The sequence below is a fragment of the Chryseobacterium sp. HNCC26DJ238 genome (assembly GCF_057180465.1).
Window position 1 is genome coordinate 142,695 of record NZ_JBXUGI010000004.1, and the last position, 16,063, is coordinate 158,757.

General features: G+C 36.8%; 15 protein-coding genes. 9 read left to right on the forward strand and 6 right to left on the reverse strand.

The window, feature by feature from the left end:
- Positions 1–32: 32 nt before the first annotated feature.
- The 4 genes from AC2A07_RS05130 to AC2A07_RS05145 all read left to right on the forward strand — a co-directional run bounded on the left by AC2A07_RS05130 (position 33) and on the right by AC2A07_RS05145 (position 5,254).
- Positions 33–3,731 carry a phosphoribosylformylglycinamidine synthase gene (locus AC2A07_RS05130; RefSeq protein ID WP_484049519.1) on the forward strand — a complete coding sequence of 1,233 codons (3,699 nt, stop codon included), beginning with the start codon at positions 33–35 and terminating at the stop codon, positions 3,729–3,731.
- A gap of 42 nt (positions 3,732–3,773) precedes the next feature.
- Positions 3,774–4,184, forward strand: coding sequence for a barstar family protein (locus AC2A07_RS05135; protein WP_484049520.1), 411 nt, complete (start codon positions 3,774–3,776; stop codon positions 4,182–4,184).
- A gap of 120 nt (positions 4,185–4,304) precedes the next feature.
- Complete coding sequence (locus AC2A07_RS05140; RefSeq protein ID WP_484049521.1) at positions 4,305–4,922, forward strand: SGNH/GDSL hydrolase family protein; 618 nt, start codon at positions 4,305–4,307, stop codon at positions 4,920–4,922.
- A complete protein-coding gene (locus AC2A07_RS05145; RefSeq protein WP_484049522.1) occupies positions 4,922–5,254 on the forward strand; it encodes a gamma-glutamylcyclotransferase family protein in 333 nt (110 codons plus the stop codon). The genes AC2A07_RS05140 and AC2A07_RS05145 overlap by 1 nt, the downstream gene beginning before the upstream one ends.
- Before the next feature lie 39 nt (positions 5,255–5,293).
- Here AC2A07_RS05145 and AC2A07_RS05150 read toward each other — a convergent pair whose 3' ends face one another.
- Positions 5,294–5,650 carry a diacylglycerol kinase gene (locus AC2A07_RS05150; protein WP_484049523.1) on the reverse strand — a complete coding sequence of 119 codons (357 nt, stop codon included), beginning with the start codon at positions 5,648–5,650 and terminating at the stop codon, positions 5,294–5,296.
- Positions 5,651–5,727: 77 nt separating this feature from the next.
- Here AC2A07_RS05150 and AC2A07_RS05155 point away from each other — a divergent pair, with 77 nt between their 5' ends.
- The 5 genes from AC2A07_RS05155 to AC2A07_RS05175 all read left to right on the forward strand — a co-directional run bounded on the left by AC2A07_RS05155 (position 5,728) and on the right by AC2A07_RS05175 (position 11,958).
- Complete coding sequence (locus AC2A07_RS05155; protein WP_484049524.1) at positions 5,728–6,324, forward strand: hypothetical protein; 597 nt, start codon at positions 5,728–5,730, stop codon at positions 6,322–6,324.
- Between the two features lie 80 nt (positions 6,325–6,404).
- Positions 6,405–7,535, forward strand: coding sequence for a DNA polymerase III subunit beta (gene dnaN / locus AC2A07_RS05160; protein WP_484049525.1), 1,131 nt, complete (start codon positions 6,405–6,407; stop codon positions 7,533–7,535).
- Between the two features lie 202 nt (positions 7,536–7,737).
- Entirely contained in the window at positions 7,738–10,140 is a 2,403-nt protein-coding gene (gene pheT / locus AC2A07_RS05165; protein WP_484049526.1) for a phenylalanine--tRNA ligase subunit beta, read from the forward strand.
- A gap of 159 nt (positions 10,141–10,299) precedes the next feature.
- Positions 10,300–10,713 (forward strand): META domain-containing protein, encoded by a 414-nt coding sequence (locus AC2A07_RS05170; RefSeq protein WP_314492369.1) that lies wholly within the window; start codon positions 10,300–10,302, stop codon positions 10,711–10,713.
- Positions 10,714–10,851: 138 nt separating this feature from the next.
- The gene (locus AC2A07_RS05175) at positions 10,852–11,958 is read left to right on the forward strand and encodes a TlpA family protein disulfide reductase (protein WP_484049527.1); all 1,107 of its coding nucleotides are present in this window, start codon (positions 10,852–10,854) and stop codon (positions 11,956–11,958) included.
- Between the two features lie 90 nt (positions 11,959–12,048).
- On the opposite strand, the gene AC2A07_RS05180 is transcribed toward AC2A07_RS05175, so the two are convergent.
- The 5 genes from AC2A07_RS05180 to bla-A form a co-directional block, all read right to left on the reverse strand.
- Positions 12,049–12,291 (reverse strand): hypothetical protein, encoded by a 243-nt coding sequence (locus AC2A07_RS05180; RefSeq protein WP_129536633.1) that lies wholly within the window; start codon positions 12,289–12,291, stop codon positions 12,049–12,051.
- A 38-nt stretch (positions 12,292–12,329) separates the two neighbouring features.
- Positions 12,330–13,646 carry a hypothetical protein gene (locus tag AC2A07_RS05185; RefSeq protein WP_484049528.1) on the reverse strand — a complete coding sequence of 439 codons (1,317 nt, stop codon included), beginning with the start codon at positions 13,644–13,646 and terminating at the stop codon, positions 12,330–12,332.
- A gap of 103 nt (positions 13,647–13,749) precedes the next feature.
- Complete coding sequence (locus tag AC2A07_RS05190; protein ID WP_484049627.1) at positions 13,750–14,640, reverse strand: 3-hydroxybutyryl-CoA dehydrogenase; 891 nt, start codon at positions 14,638–14,640, stop codon at positions 13,750–13,752.
- Entirely contained in the window at positions 14,640–15,062 is a 423-nt protein-coding gene (locus AC2A07_RS05195; protein ID WP_484049529.1) for a hypothetical protein, read from the reverse strand. The genes AC2A07_RS05190 and AC2A07_RS05195 overlap by 1 nt, the downstream gene beginning before the upstream one ends.
- A 29-nt stretch (positions 15,063–15,091) precedes the next feature.
- Positions 15,092–15,970 carry a CGA/CIA family class A beta-lactamase gene (gene bla-A, locus AC2A07_RS05200; RefSeq protein WP_484049530.1) on the reverse strand — a complete coding sequence of 293 codons (879 nt, stop codon included), beginning with the start codon at positions 15,968–15,970 and terminating at the stop codon, positions 15,092–15,094.
- Between the last annotated feature and the right edge of the window lie 93 nt (positions 15,971–16,063).

Here is a 16,063-nt window from a genome sequence, read left to right on the forward strand (position 1 = left end):
AAGTCTAATAATATTTAAATATCTGACATCTAATGTCTAATAACAAAAGAATTTTCGTAGAAAAAAGAGGTATTTTCGATGTAGAAAGTCCAAAGATTTTTGATGAGGTAAAAGCAGTTGTACCGTCAGTCAAAAATGTAAAAGTGTACAATGTATACGATATTTTTAACCTGAATTCCGGGGAATTCGAAAAAGTGGTGAACAGTACTTTTGTAGATCCGGTTACTGATATTCTGCATGAAGAAAATCCTGCCGGAGGAATTTATTTCGCCATGGAATTTTTACCTGGACAGTATGATCAGCGTGCTGATTCTGCCCAGCAGTGTATTGCCTTACTCACCCAAAACGAAAAGTCTACCGTGAGAAGCGGAAAACTGATTGAATTTGAAGGGGTTTCTGAGGCTGATCTGGCTAAAATCAAAGATCTTCTGATCAATAAAGTCGAGTCTCAGGAAAAAGATCTTTCTGTATCCAATATCCCTGCGGATGAAATTCCGTCAAAGGTTTTGATTCACGAAAATTTCATCAGTTCTGATGAGGCTCAACTGGAAGATTTCTATAATAATCATGGTTTTGCTTTAGGTTTTGATGATTTGAAATTCATTCAGGAATATTTTAAATCGGAACAGAGAAATCCTACCGAGACTGAACTGAAAGTCTTAGATACTTATTGGAGTGACCACTGCCGTCATACCACCTTTGAAACAGAATTGTCAGATATTGAATTTGAAGGACAGTTTAAACATACACTGGAAACCATTTTCAGTGATTATATTGAAAAAAGAAAATTCCTGGGACGTGAATTGAAACCGATTTCTTTAATGGATCTGGCAACCGTCTGTGGAAGATATTTCCATAAAACCGGCAAGCTTGAAAACCTTGTGGTTTCTGATGAGATCAATGCATGTACCATTCAGATCGAAGCGGAATATGACGGTAAAAAAGAGCCTTGGTATCTGTTGTTCAAAAATGAAACCCACAATCACCCGACTGAAATCGAACCGTTCGGAGGTGCTTCCACCTGTTTAGGCGGAGCCATCAGAGATCCTTTGTCCGGACGTTCTTTTGTTTTCCAGGCAATGAGACTGACAGGTGCTGCGGATGTTCTGGAAGCGGTGGATAAAACCTTACCGGGTAAATTACCTCAGAAGACAATCACCAGGCAGGCTGCAAACGGATATTCGTCTTATGGCAATCAGATTGGTCTTGCCACGACTATGGTTTCCGAGATCTACGATGAGGGTTATAAAGCAAAAAGAATGGAGGTTGGTTTCGTGACTGGTGCCGTTCCTGTGGATTGGGTACGACGTGAAAAACCTGAAGCCGGTGATTCCATCATCATTTTAGGAGGAGCAACAGGTCGTGACGGTGTTGGTGGCGCTAGCGGAAGTTCTAAAGAACAGGATGAAACATCTATTCATACCATGAGTTCGGAAGTTCAGAAGGGAAATGCAGTGGAAGAACGTAAGATCCAGAGATTATTCAGAAATCCTGAAGTAACAAGACTGATTAAGAAATCAAACGATTTCGGAGCAGGCGGAGTTTCTGTAGCCATCGGTGAAATCGCGGACTCCCTGGAAGTTAATCTGGATGTTTTACCGTTAAAATATGAAGGTCTGAACGGGACTGAACTGGCTATTTCTGAATCCCAGGAGAGAATGGCTGTTGTCGTTGAGCCGAAAGATAAAGAGCAGTTCATTAAATACTGTGAAGCTGAAAATATAGTGGCTGTTGAGGTTGCGAAGGTTACCGATTCTGGAAGAATGCAGATGTTCTGGAAAGGAGAAAAAATCGTTGATCTTTCAAGAGCATTTTTAGATACCAATGGCTGTTCTAAAAGTCAGGAGGTTAAAATTACGCATCTCAATGAAGTAAAAGAAGAAAACCAATTATTCAGTGAAGAAAATTTCCTTAAGATTTTGGCAGATAAGAATGTTGCTTCTCAGAAAGGCTTACTGGAAATGTTTGATTCGTCCATCGGAGCCACTACGGTTGCAATGCCTTTAGGAGGAAAATACCAGCAGACTTTAATGGAAGGAAGTGTTCAGACATTACCTGTTTTAGGAGCGAAAAATATTGAAACCGTTTCTCTGGCGAGTTGGGGATTTGATGCTGAAATATCAAAGCAAAACTCATTACTGGGCGCATCTTACGCGGTCGTTGAAAGTGTGGCTAAAATCACTGCCATGGGTGGCGATTATAAAAATATCAGACTGAGTTTCCAGGAATATTTTGAAAAGTTAGGTCAGAACCCTGAAAAATGGGGGAAACCTCTGGCTTCTCTTTTAGGGGCTTATGACGCGCAGATTAACTTAGGTTTAGCTGCGATCGGTGGGAAAGATTCAATGAGTGGAACTTACCAGGATCTGAATGTTCCGCCTACTTTAATTTCATTTGCATGTGCTAACGGAGAAAAGAAAAACATCATCTCTCCTGAATTTAAACAGGCAGGAAATAAACTCTATTTCTTTAATCATATTCCTCAGGAAAACGGACTTCCGAACTATGAAAATCTGAAAGCAATTTTTGAATTGATTTTTGAAAATATCAGAGCAGGGAAAATCGTTTCGGTGAAGACTGTAAAAGAAGGAGGAGTCGCTGTCGCTTTGGCAAAAATGAGTTTTGGAAACAGGTTGGGTGCTGAAATTACTGTTGCTGATAACCGTATTTTATTAGCTAAGAATATTGGAAGTTTACTCATTGAATCAAGTGAGGAATTAAGTTCTGTGAATCTTCAACTGATCGGTGAAGTTCAGAATTCAGACGTTTTGAAAATCAATAGCTTGGATTTTGAAATCGGAAAACTGCTTGAAGCCAATACCGGAACTTTTGAAAATCTGTTTCCAACAGTTGAAAAAGAAAAAATACAGGTTGAACTGGATGAAAAATTAAACTCCGTCAACCCAAGAAATATCATTATTAAAAAACACGGAATTGCTCAGCCAAGAGTTTTTGCTCCGGTTTTCCCTGGAACAAACTGCGAATATGATACGCTGAATGCATTTCAAAAAGAAGGGGCGGTTGTAAGCAGTTTACCATTGATTAATATCAATCATCAGTTGCTTGATGAGAGCATCGACGCATGGGTAGAAGAAATTAAACAGTCTCAGATTCTGGCGTTTTCAGGAGGGTTCTCCGCAGGTGACGAACCGGATGGTTCTGCTAAGTTTATTGTGAATGTTCTTAAGAATGAAAAGATGAGAAATGCTGTTCACGAACTGCTTGACAGGGATGGGATGATCATCGGTATCTGTAACGGTTTTCAGGCTTTGGTTAAATCAGGACTGTTACCTTACGGAAGAATCAAAGATTTAGATGAAAATTCTCCGACACTGGCACACAACGCCATCAGAAGGCACATTTCCCAAATGGTCAGTGTGAAAGTCCTGAATGATGAATCCCCTTGGTTAAAAGGCATGAAAGGACAGGTATATACCATTCCTATTTCTCATGGTGAAGGACGTTTTATGGCTTCTGAGGAGGAAATCCAGAAATTGTATGAAAACGGACAGATTGCGACTCAATACCTCGACTTAGAAGGAAACATTGCTCATGGAATGCCGTTCAACCCAAATAACTCGCTTTTCGGAATCGAGGGTATTACCAGTCCGTGTGGAAAAATATACGGCAGAATGGGACACCCTGAACGTTTCGCAGAAGGTTTGATGAAAAATATTCCGACAGCGAATTACCATAACATTTTTAAAAACGGAGTGGAGTATTTTAAATAGGCTTTGGCTTTCAAATGATAACAAACGCTTTAAAATAAAAAGTTGGGTATTTCAGAAAAATATAACAGGAAAACGGCTGTCATCAATGGCAGCCGTTTTTCTGATCTGCAGGGATTTTACGAAGAAGTTTCTCAGGTATTCATGAAAGATGCCGATTGGAAGATCGGGACTTTGGACGGTTTTGATGATATTCTGTATGGAGGTTTCGGAGTCTTTGATAACAGAGATGAAATTGAAGTTACATGGAAAGATTCTCAAAAATCCAGGGAAGATCTGGGTTTGAATAGGACTAAAGAATTCTATGAAAATAAAATCAGACAGGGAAAACCTTTTAACGTTACTCTGGCGCAACAAAAACAGAATGAACTGAATAACGGAGACGGACAGACCTTATTTGAAATCCTGATTGAAATTATACAATCACACAAAAATATCAGATTGGTTTTAGGATGAACATAAACGAAGTTGTGTTAAAATCATTCGTATGAAATGTGTTATATCTAAAACTTTAGACGCATTTCAAGTCTCTTATTTTATCGGTTCAGAATTATTAATAGTAAAAATAAAAGAAAAATGAAGTATGGATTATTCTTTGGAGACAGTATTACCTACGGAGAGTATGATGGTGTATTCGGAGGCTGGGTGGATATTCTGAAAAGATATGCCCTGCAGAAATACAATGAAGGAAGCAATGAACTCATCCTGTTTAATCTCGGTATCGGTGGAGAAACAACTGAAGGTTTGCTGAAAAGAATTTCACATGAAATGAGTGCAAGAAATTCTGCTGAGGGAAATATTGTTTTTTTAGGGTACGGGGCCAATGATCTTGCCGTCAAAGACGGAAAGCAGATGGTCGGTCCGGAATTGTTTAAAGCGAATGTTGAAAAAGCAGTTCGGATCGCAAAAGAATTTTCAGATGAAATTTATTTGATCAGCATTATTCCCGTTTCTGAAAAAATCGATGGTGAACTTTCTGCAACAGGAAAAGTGAGAACCAATAAGGATGTGCTGCTTTACAATCAAATTTTGAAAAATCTGGCAGTAGAAAATTCCCTGAAGTATATTGATTTTCATGCAGTATTTTTACCTGATAAAGAAATTTTACTTTCTGCAGACGGAGTACATCCGAACGGAAAAGGATATGGAATGATGGCTGAAACAGCCATTCAGATCATTGAAAAACATTTATAATGCCATACCTGTTTTCTTATGGAACCTTACAGAAAGAGGAGGTTCAGATCGAAACTTTCGGCAGACTTCTGCATGGGGCAAAAGATATTCTTACAGGATATCAATTGCAGATGTTGGAGATCACTGATCCTGAAGTATTGAGAAAAAGCAACCGGAAATATCATCCGATTTTAATATTTTCCGGAAATACCGGCGATGAAATTGAGGGAATCCTGTTCGAAGTGACAGAGAAAGAAATCATTCAGGCTGATGCCTATGAGGTAGATGATTATAAAAGAATTCAGTCCGTTTTTAAATCCGGAAAGACAGGATTTGTCTATGTTGGAAAATAAATTTTAATTACTGTTTAATTAATGTATACCCATACTATTTTAAACGAAAAAATATTTCCAGTAAACAAAGATTCCGGCAACTACAGAAGCTATGGCAGTTAAAATTACTGCTCCTGCTGAAATATCTTTAATAAAACCAATGCGTTTGTCAAATTCAGGATGAATGATATCACAGATCTTTTCAACTGCCGTATTGAAAATCTCAGCACTTAAAACTGCCAGGGAAACTGCTATGATCAAAACGGTATCAATCCCGGAAAGTTTCAGATAGAAGATCAGGAAGATATTGATGATTAAAGCTGCAGCCTCGATCTGAAAATTTCTTTCAGACTTCAGCATCATCCATATTCCCCGGAATGAATTGATGAAACTTTTATGGATAGGAGGCTTGCGCATTAAACTTTTTACAAATATAATATTTGTACTCGATTTTTTTAACAATTCATTTATCTTTGATAAATTTCATAATTACTATGACGAAACCGATATCAGTTCTTCTGCTTTTTATCTTCAATTTTTTCTGGTCGCAGGATTACACTGCTAAGATTGCGAAGGCAACCTGTGAATGTTTTACAAAGGTGAAAGGTGAGAATCCCAGTCCTAAAAACAGGGAGCTTCAATTAGGTGTCTGTATGCTTACCTCTGTAAAGCCCTACGCCAAAGAAGTTAAAAGAGATTTTAATATCGATGTGATTAATGATGATTCAGCTAAAACAGGAGAAATTATAGGAAAGTGGCTGCTGGCTGAATGTCCTGATATTTTTCTTGAAATGGCCACTATGGAAGATACAGAAAAAGAGAATACAAAATCTCAGCTACTGATCAGTGGCACCGTAAAAAAAATCGAAAAAGAAAACTTTGTCGTTTTCCATATTATCGGAGAGAATAAAAATCTAACTAAATTTTACTGGGTGTCAACTATAGATTCAAACCTCGATTTACCTAAAGAATACAATACCCTGGTCAATAAAAAAGTGAACATCAGTTATTACACGACAGAGATTTTTGATGCAAAAATCAACGACTACAGAAATTTAAATATAATATCCGGTCTGAAAACGGAAGAGTGATGTTTGTTTAAAACTCGTGTCGATTATTTTTTTCATTCTTACTTCTATTTGTTATATTTGTAAAAACTTATTTTAAATCTATGAAATTTATTATTTCAAGTGGTGAACTGCAGAAAGCATTGCAAACTGTAAGTGGCGTAATATCAAGCTCTCAGTCGAGACCGATTTTAGAAAACTATTTTTTTGAGTTAAACGAAAATAACCTTTCCATTACAGCGTCTGATGGCGAAACAACTTTGGTGACTTCATTGGATGTAAAGTCTGATGATGCGGGTAAATTTGCGGTTCCTGCCAAAATTTTTCAGGATTTTATCAAAACTTATGGCGAACAGCCGCTTACGCTTGTTGTAAAAGACAATGACGAAGGTACCGGAAGTCAGCTGGAGATTTTGGATGAGAAAGATAATTTTGCGGTTGCCTTAGACAATGCAGATGATTATCCTGAACTTCCTGAATTCGATGCCGCACAGAGTGTAACGATGCCTGCAGGAGTTTTATCTGAAGCTTTGACCAATACACTGTTCGCAACCAGTAACGATTCACTTCGTCCTGTTATGACAGGAGTTTTGTTCCAGTTCGGAGAAAACGAAACGAATTTTGTTTCCACAGATTCCCACAGATTGGTCGTTTATAAAAGAACAGATCTGATGAATGCAGAGCCTATGGAATTCATCATGCCTAAAAAACCCCTGAATATTTTTAAAAATATTTTAGCAAGTTCAAACGAAGACATTACCATTGACTTTAATGAGAACATGGCGAAATTCACTTTTGGTAAACATGTGTGGATATGTCGGTTGATCGATGGTAAATATCCCAATTATACAGCAGTAATTCCTAAAGAAAACCCGAATGTTCTGACCATTAACAGAAACCTTTTGTTAGGGGCTATCAAAAGAGCTTCGATTATGTCAAATAAGTCCACCAATCAGGTAAGATTTAAATTATCTGCGAATATTCTTCACCTTCATGCAGAAGATACAGAATATGCAAACAAAGCAGATATGCAAATTCCTTGTGATTATAACGGTGAAGATATCAACATCGGATTCAGCTCAAAATTCCTGACAGAAATGCTGGGTATCCTGGGAGCCGATGATATTACTATGAAAATGTCTCAACCCAACAGACCGGGAATCATAGAGCCATTGGACGGACTTGAAGAAAATGAAAATATTTTAATGCTGTCAATGCCTGTAATCGGATTGTAACAGTAAAATGTAATGATACTAAAAGAGGTTGGATTTTTCAGCCTCTTTTTTTGTTTTTGGGATGAGTTGAAAGGTTAAAAATTTCTCTGTTTCTCAAAAAAACACGACATTTGCAGGTAGAAAAATTAAAGTAAAATTTTCAAAATATACAGGGTGAAAACAAACGTTTATTTCTGTACTTTTTTTAAAATAGAATTATCAGATGAAAATATCAAATAACTGGCTGAAAGATTATATCAAAACAGAACTGAAATCTGAAAGAATAGGAGAGTTCCTGACAGATATCGGCCTTGAGGTAGAAGGAATTGAAAAATTTGAAAGCATCAAAGGAAGTCTGGAAGGGGTGGTCGTAGGAAAAGTCTTAACCTGCGAAAAACATCCTAATGCTGATAAATTAAAGAAAACAACAGTAGATGTTGGAAACGGAAAGATTCTGAATATCGTTTGCGGAGCTCCTAATGTAGGAGAAGGGCAGACGGTACCCGTTGCGGTAGTCGGAACCAAAATTTACGATAAATCCGGCAACTTTTTTGAAATCAAGGAAGCGAAAATAAGAGGAGAAGTTTCACAGGGGATGATCTGTGCTGAAGACGAATTGGGCTTAAGTGAAGATCACGGCGGAATCATGGTTCTGGATGAAACAAAATATGAAGTCGGAAAAAGTTTTTCAGATTATTTTGAACTGACCAGTGATGAAGTTTTCGAAATCGGTTTGACGCCAAACAGAACGGATGCCATGTCCCATTATGGGGTTGCAAGGGATCTGTATGCATTCCTTTCCACAAATCAACAGAAAGGTGAATTCGAAAAGATATCGTCTGTTGCCTTAAACAGTGAAGGGACTCACGGATTTACCTTAGAGGTAGAAGATGCAGAATTGGTACCTAGATACATCGGAGCTGTTCTTGAAAATGTAAAAGTATCAGAATCTCCTTCCTGGTTAAAAGACAGATTAAAAGCAATCGGTCTGAGCCCGATCAATAATATTGTAGATATTACCAATTATATTCTTCACGGTTACGGTCAGCCGCTTCACGCATTTGATGCAGATAAAATTGCAGGTAAAAAAGTGAGGGTAGGAACCGTTGCAGAAGGCACCAAATTTACTACTTTAGATGGTGCAGAAAGAACTTTAAATGGTTCTGAGATCATCATAAAAGATGGAAACGATCATCCGATGTGTATTGCAGGAGTTTTCGGCGGTGCGGATTCAGGTGTTTCCGGGGAAACGAAAACTATCTTCCTGGAAAGTGCATATTTCAATCCTGTAGCGGTAAGAAAAGCTGCAAAAGCTCATGGATTAAACACCGATGCCTCGTTCAGATTTGAGAGAGGGGTAGATCCGAATATCACGAGAACAGCAATCACTCATGCCATTAAAATGATTCAGGATCTGGCTGAAGGAAAACTGACCGGAGACCTGCTCGAATCCTATCCTAAAAAAATTGAGGACAGCTATGTCATTATCAGATTCTCAAAAATCGAACAGATTCTCGGGACCAAGATTCACAGGGAAAAAGTAAGGGAAATTTTAAAGGCACTTGAGATTCAGGTTCTCAATGAGATCCAGAATGGTTTTGAAATCTCCGTTCCTGCATACAGGGCAGATGTGACCAGGGAGATCGATGTGATAGAGGAAATCTTGAGAATTTACGGATATAACAAGATTGAAGCTCCGCAAAAAATTTCATTTACCCCTGTAAAACTGAATGCCAAAGATCAGGACGAACTGGAAAACAGCTGGGCACGTACTTTACAGAGTTTAGGTTTTAATGAGGTGATGAATAATTCGTTAACTTCCGTAAAAGACGAAACAGATGCTGTAAAGCTTTTAAATCCTTTAAGCAATGATCTTGCATTCATGAGAAAATCATTACTCGAAGGACTTCTGCAAAATGCCATCTACAACATCAACAGAAAAAATCAGGACATCAAGTTCTTTGAATTTGGGAAGATCTACCATAAAAAAGAGAAGTACTTAGAAAGAAAGCAGCTGTCGATTTTAGTCAGTGGAAGAAATGCTGCTGAAAACTGGTTGCAGCCAAAATCTGCAACGGATTTTTATAACCTGAAAGCCTTTGTAAAAGTTCTTCTGGAAAAATTAGGGATCAGCTACAGTGAAGTTGCACTTTCTGATGAGAGATTTTCAGATGCTTTAGCATACGTATCAGAAGGGGAAACATTGGTGAGAATCGGAAAAGTAGCTCCAAAAATGCTGAAGGATTTTGATATCGAACAGGACTGTTTCTATGCTGAGATCGAATTGGAACTTGCACAGAAATTACGTTTTAGCAATACACTGAAATTTAATGATATTCCAAAATTCAACAGGATCAGAAGAGACCTGGCCTTGCTGATTGATAAAAATATCACTTATCATGAACTGTATCAGACCGCGAAGAAAAATAAATCACCATTCATCAAAACGATCAATTTATTTGATGTCTACGAAGGAAAGAATCTTCCGGAAGGAAAGAAATCATATGCAATGAGTTTTGAATTGCTGAACGAAGAAAAAACACTGGAAGAAAAAGAAATATCTGCGGTAATGGATTCTCTGATCAAATCTTTTCAGAAAGAATTCAGTGCTGAATTGAGGTCATAACAATTTTATCACTCCATTATAAAAGAGAAAAACGGACTTCGGTTCGTTTTTTTGTTTCTGAAAATAATTGTAAACAGCATTATTTCCGTAAATTTGATTGAATCAAAACAGAATGAAACTTTAGTTCCATTTGAATATTCAAAAATTAAATATTTCCAAATGAAAAAAATCTTTTTAAGTTTGTGTACGGTTGCTGTTCTGGCATCGTGCGGAACAATGTCAAATAGTTCATCAGCCAATAAAGTAGGGAAGGCGCAACCGTCGATTTCAAATACAAAATGGACTTTAGCGGATAATGTAAAAGGCAAAACACCTACTTTACAGATTGAAGGAACCAGAGTGAACGGAAATGCAGGCTGCAACAGTTACTTTGGTACGCTCTCTACAGATGCGTCGTCAGGAACTTTCACTGCATCTCAGTTAGGGTCTACCAAAATGGCTTGCGATAATATGAGCGTAGAACAGAATTTTATGACAATGATGGGTAAAGTCAACAAATATGTGGTTTCCGGAACAACACTGGAATTGTATCAGGATAATCTCCTGTTACTGAAATTTAATAAAACAGAATGAGACTTAGCTATAATTGCAACTAAGGGGGCACAATAGTGTAACTTTGTCCAAAGCCTAACACCAATAACCTCCAATAAAGGGGGGGCACGTTTGACCATAGCTTAAGTAATATAAATTTTTAATATAAACTATCAGTTAATGATAGTTTTTTTAATTATGCAAAAAAAATTCTTATTTAATTTACTGTTTTTTTTATTACAGATTTCATGTCATGAAAAAAATTCCACCATTATAAATGGATCTATTCCTAATTTGCCCGATGGCACTATGTACATGTGGGAAGAAGGACCGTCCAATAAAATTGACAGTTCAATGACACATAATGGAAACTTTAAAATATCACATGAATGGAGTGAAAATAAAGAACCGAATATTATTGGAATATATCATATTGATAAAAGTGGAATAAAAAGATTATTTAATTTTACTACCAATGCCAGTTATAAGGGTACTCAAGGATGGAGTACAAATGTTTTTTATTCTGATACAGTTGTTTCTCTAAAAGGAAAATTTAAAGAAGATCTTCCAATAAAAGGTTATGAGTTACCATATAATATAAAAGATGTTTCTGGTGTTTCTGTGAAGGCAGGTAGACAAACAGAAGCATATTACAATACAGATGGTGATTTGTTTGAGAAAATAGATGATAAAACGATCCAGACTGTACAAGATAAGATTAATAAATATCCTTATTCGTATCATTTATTATATCAAATAATTGGGAATAAAAATAATTTTTCAGCAGAACAGGTAGTGAATTTCCTGAAATCTTTTAAGGGAGAAATTACTGACAGCAAATCTTACAAAGATCTTTTGGCTTACAACCAAAAAAGAATTCGTACTGATAAGATTCCATTATCTCAACTAGAAGATATGAAAGGAAAAAAATCTGAAATTTTAGATAAAAATTATGATAAACATCTTATTATATTTTGGGCAAGTTGGTGTGCACCCTGTAGAAAAGAAATTCCACTATTAAAAACAATGAATGGCAAAGTAAATTCCAATATAGAATTTATTTCAATATCTGTTGATGATGATAAAAATGCATGGAAAAATGCTGTGAATAGAGAACAAATGAATTGGAAGCAGTTTATTTTAGATAAAGATACACCAGCTTATGAAAACTTTCAGATTAGACTTAAACTGAACAGCGCAATTCCTTACACGGTTTTAGTGGATAGTAATCTAAAAATTTTAGCACAATCCACAGGACTGGGAACAAAGCAGGATCTGATAAAATAGTAGAAACGAAATAATATTTTTTATTAAGAACTTCCAGAAATAAAAGAGGAACTCAAATTTGAGTTCCTCTTTTTTATGACTTATAAATTCTTATTCTTCGTCCTCTTCGTCGTCGTATTTCGCCAACTCCTCATCACACCATTTGAATGCAGCCTCTACCACTTTTGTAGCCTCATCTGCCATCGTCTCTTCATCGTCTCCCTCCAGATCATCTAACCATTCTACTTCTTCTTCCTCAACATTCAATATGAATCTTGGATATTCTGTATGAACTACAAATAAATCTTCAGGAAATTCCGAATTGTCTGCTAATAAAAACTTTGGTAATTTCATTTTTTTTAATGTTTAAACTTTCTCAAAGATATATAAAATTATTGGTATTTGTTCTTGTGGATTTTAATTTTTTGTAAAACTTTATAGGGCGTAAGCGTGTTCTTTTTCAGGCTGTCTTCTGCTTTGAACGTAAATTTAAGGTTGGGATTTACTGTACTTATCAGTTCAGCAATCTGGCCTTTTTCCAGATCTTCAACATCTTCCATATAAAACAGAAGGGGCACTTTCTCCAGTTGTTCTGAATATAAAAAATGGGAAATCTCTTTTCTGTTTTCAAGGTAATAACCTTTTGAAAGCCACGTAAAAACAAATCCTGTCAGAAGGCTTAATGCTCCCATTGCATAGGTTTTTGCACCGACTGCTTCGAAAAGCTTTTTAAAATAAACCAGCCAGATCGGAAAACTGAAAGGGGCTAACAGCCGGTAATCCAAAGCATCAATTCCATAAAAATACTGTATAAAATAAGAACATAGAATTCCGGACACCCCGATAAGTACCATAAATTTTTCAGTTTCTGTCAGTTTGTTTTTAACGAATAAGAATACCAGAAGAATCAGGTTCAGAATACCGATTCCGTAGATTCCGTAATTAATTATCCCTCCATTCGGGTTAGGCATGTGAATAAAAGGATTGAAGGAAACAATCACCCCGGTTAAAAATTCCTGTAAAAGCTTAGAGGTAGGCTTTAAACCCATTTCCAGAAATTGGTTTACATAATTTTCATTGAAATAATCGATAAATAAAAATTTATAGAGTATAATAAACAGACCTGCCAGAAATGCTGAGACAACAAATGAAACAGCATACTTTTTCCTGAAGGAAAGCAATCCGAATAGTCCTGTTCCGCCAATGATAAAGAGCGCACTGTACCTGATATTAAAAAGTAAGATCAGGGAAAAGGTAAGGTATACAATACTTTTGGAACGCGACCATTTTTGCTGAATAACAGCATGGGCCACATACATCATTATAAAGATAAAGGGCAACATCAGGGCTTCACTCAAGGTTGCTGAAAATATACTCACAAAACTTAACAGCGAACAGATTACAATAGATTCTCTGAGATAAAAATCTTTTTTCCGGGCAAAGAAGATGATCAGCAGAAGCGAAAGGATTCCAACGAGTTTACTGCTCCAGAATTCATCAATTGCGAAGAAGGTGAAAAATTTTATACTTGCCGGATATCCCAGTGGAGTAATGGTATTGTCAATCGTTGGTAAAGCATCTGCAAACCGCATATAACGGATAGAATCAGGAGTGACCCGGCCTTTCTCGTTCAGCATAAAACGTAAAATGGTCATCACTACAGTAATGATGACCATTGATATCTGAATGTGTTTCTCTTTTATTTTCATATGAAATGTGAGTGTAGTACATGTAGCTGCATCAGTCAATCTTATCGGATATGAATTTGCGTGCTTCCAGATCTACCATTGATCATTCATCTGTACACAATTTTTATTTTGAAAACATTTTTGCTACTTTTTCTGCTTTCTTGCTTTCAGAATAGTCGTAGAAACCTTCCCCGGATTTTACACCCAGTTTGCCTGCCATAACCATGTTCACCAATAAAGGGTTCGGAGCATATTTAGGATTTTTAAAACCATCATACATCACATTTAAAATAGCTAAACAGACGTCAAGACCTATGAAATCCGCCAGTTGAAGAGGTCCCATCGGATGAGCCATTCCCAGCTTCATTACCGTGTCTATTTCTTCTACTCCGGCAACGCCGTTATACAAAGTCTCGATGGATTCATTAATCATCGGCATTAAAATTCTGTTGGCTACAAATCCGGGATAATCATTGACTTCAACAGGAACCTTGCCTAAGTTTTTGCTCATTTCATAGATTGCATCAAAAGTTTCTTTGGAAGTCGAATACCCTTTGATGATTTCTACCAGTTTCATGATAGGAACAGGATTCATAAAGTGCATACCGATTACTTTGTCAGCTCTCTTTGTAGCAGCAGCAATTTTGGTAATGGAAATCGATGAAGTGTTGGTTGACAGAATACAGTTTTCAGGAGCGAACTCATCCATCTGGGCAAAGATTTTCAGTTTAAGATCCTGATTTTCTGTAGCAGCTTCCACTACTAAATCAGCATTTGTCACAGCATCTTTCAGTTCAGTGAAGGTTTTGATATTTCCTAAAGTTTCTGCCTTCTGCTCTTCTGTAAGGTTTCCTTTCGTAATGATTCTGTCCAGGTTGGTGGTAATTGTTTTTAATCCTCTGTCTAAAGCATCCTGAGAAACGTCTACCAGGTTTACACTGAAACCACTCTGGGCAAACGTGTGTGCAATACCATTTCCCATGGTTCCGGCTCCGATTACGACAATGTTTCTGATCATTTTAATTGTTCTTTTTTATGTATAATTAAATTCTTTAACTGACTCAAATCCTTTTTCTTTATAACATCCGTACTGCTGAAAAAAACAGTTCCGTCCCTGTTTTGATTTCTGGAATTGTTCTGAGAGGTGATAGTAGCTTCAAGTCCTTTTATAAACTTACCTTGCTTGCTTTTTGAAAGTGCATCAATTCCGATATACAGAGCAAACTCACCCTCTCTTCCCAAGCCTGACTGTCTGAAAATTTCAATTTTTTTTCCTTTGCTGTTTTTTTGGAAAGTTTCGATATAATTCATTACAGGGGCTGTCGAAGGAGTGCCGCAGCACATACTGTTATAGCTCAGGCGCAAAAAACTTTCACTTTTCTGTGCAGATAAAAAGGTAAAGCTGATGATTGAAAGTATCAATATTATTTTTTTCATTGAATTTTTTAAATAGTAAGATTTATAATTTATTTGGTAAAGTTATCCCAGACAGCCTTTGAAATGTCTGATATCATTTTGCAGTTCACGGCATCAGATTCTGTTGAATTGCTTACAAAGACTGCGATTGCATAATGCTTTCCGCTTGGTAAAGTAATGATTGCAATTTCGTTTTCCGCACCGGTTAATCCGTCTTTATTTTTTCCTGATGCACCGGTTTTTCTGGCTGCCGGTGTATTTTTAGGAAGCTGCTCAATCAACTTGTTTTTCCCGGTAGAGGTTGAAAGCATTACCTTCATCAGATAGTCAGTTGATTTTTCAGAAATCAGTTTTCTGTCATAGAATTTTTTCAGAACATTCACTGCTGATTGGGTGGTGCTGTAATTTTCATACTGTATTTTCCAGTCTTTGTGCATCTCCGCTTCATTGTATTTGATCTGAACACCTTTAATTCCTTTGGCATCCATCAGTTTCTGAACCGTTTTTGGTCCGCCAATCAATTTCAGCATGATGTCACAGCCATTGTTATCGCTTTTTGCAACGGTAAATTCAAGAATTTCACTTAAGGTAACATCAACACCGCCATTCGGATACTTATCACGAAGAGGGGACCAGGTGTTTTCCAACAGATTTGAAGAGTCAAGATGTATTTTCTGATCTAATGAAAGTTTCCCCTCATCCACAAAATTCAGGACTGCTGCTGCAATATGGAATTTAAACACACTCTGCATAGGAAGTTTTCTGTCCGCATTCCTGTTGTAGGTAAAGCCATTATCCAAGCCGGAAACAGAAACTCCTACAGTAGCTTTTCTGTTCAGAAGAATCACATTGATTTTGTCATGCAGCGTTGGTTTTTGCCCAAAACTGACTATTGAAATCAAAAGAAAAAACAAAATACTTTTTTTCATAGGGTGATTTTAATCTCTTTTAACCGTAATGCTGTTGACAGGCAGGATTAATAACTGCTTATAATCAGTCGTTAACAGGCAAAAAGAAGTTGA

What these genes read in the sequence shown, in the direction of transcription:
- AC2A07_RS05130 (WP_484049519.1), top strand. Translation starts at nt 33, where the DNA reads ATGTCTAATAACAAAAGAATTTTCGTAGAAAAAAGAGGTATTTTCGAT.
- AC2A07_RS05140 (WP_484049521.1), top strand. Translation starts at nt 4,305, where the DNA reads ATGAAGTATGGATTATTCTTTGGAGACAGTATTACCTACGGAGAGTAT.
- AC2A07_RS05145 (WP_484049522.1), top strand. Translation starts at nt 4,922, where the DNA reads ATGCCATACCTGTTTTCTTATGGAACCTTACAGAAAGAGGAGGTTCAG.
- AC2A07_RS05150 (WP_484049523.1), bottom strand. Translation starts at nt 5,650, where the DNA reads ATGCGCAAGCCTCCTATCCATAAAAGTTTCATCAATTCATTCCGGGGA.
- AC2A07_RS05155 (WP_484049524.1), top strand. Translation starts at nt 5,728, where the DNA reads ATGACGAAACCGATATCAGTTCTTCTGCTTTTTATCTTCAATTTTTTC.
- dnaN (WP_484049525.1), top strand. Translation starts at nt 6,405, where the DNA reads ATGAAATTTATTATTTCAAGTGGTGAACTGCAGAAAGCATTGCAAACT.
- pheT (WP_484049526.1), top strand. Translation starts at nt 7,738, where the DNA reads ATGAAAATATCAAATAACTGGCTGAAAGATTATATCAAAACAGAACTG.
- AC2A07_RS05170 (WP_314492369.1), top strand. Translation starts at nt 10,300, where the DNA reads ATGAAAAAAATCTTTTTAAGTTTGTGTACGGTTGCTGTTCTGGCATCG.
- AC2A07_RS05175 (WP_484049527.1), top strand. Translation starts at nt 10,852, where the DNA reads ATGATAGTTTTTTTAATTATGCAAAAAAAATTCTTATTTAATTTACTG.
- AC2A07_RS05180 (WP_129536633.1), bottom strand. Translation starts at nt 12,291, where the DNA reads ATGAAATTACCAAAGTTTTTATTAGCAGACAATTCGGAATTTCCTGAA.
- AC2A07_RS05185 (WP_484049528.1), bottom strand. Translation starts at nt 13,646, where the DNA reads ATGAAAATAAAAGAGAAACACATTCAGATATCAATGGTCATCATTACT.
- AC2A07_RS05195 (WP_484049529.1), bottom strand. Translation starts at nt 15,062, where the DNA reads ATGAAAAAAATAATATTGATACTTTCAATCATCAGCTTTACCTTTTTA.
- bla-A (WP_484049530.1), bottom strand. Translation starts at nt 15,970, where the DNA reads ATGAAAAAAAGTATTTTGTTTTTTCTTTTGATTTCAATAGTCAGTTTT.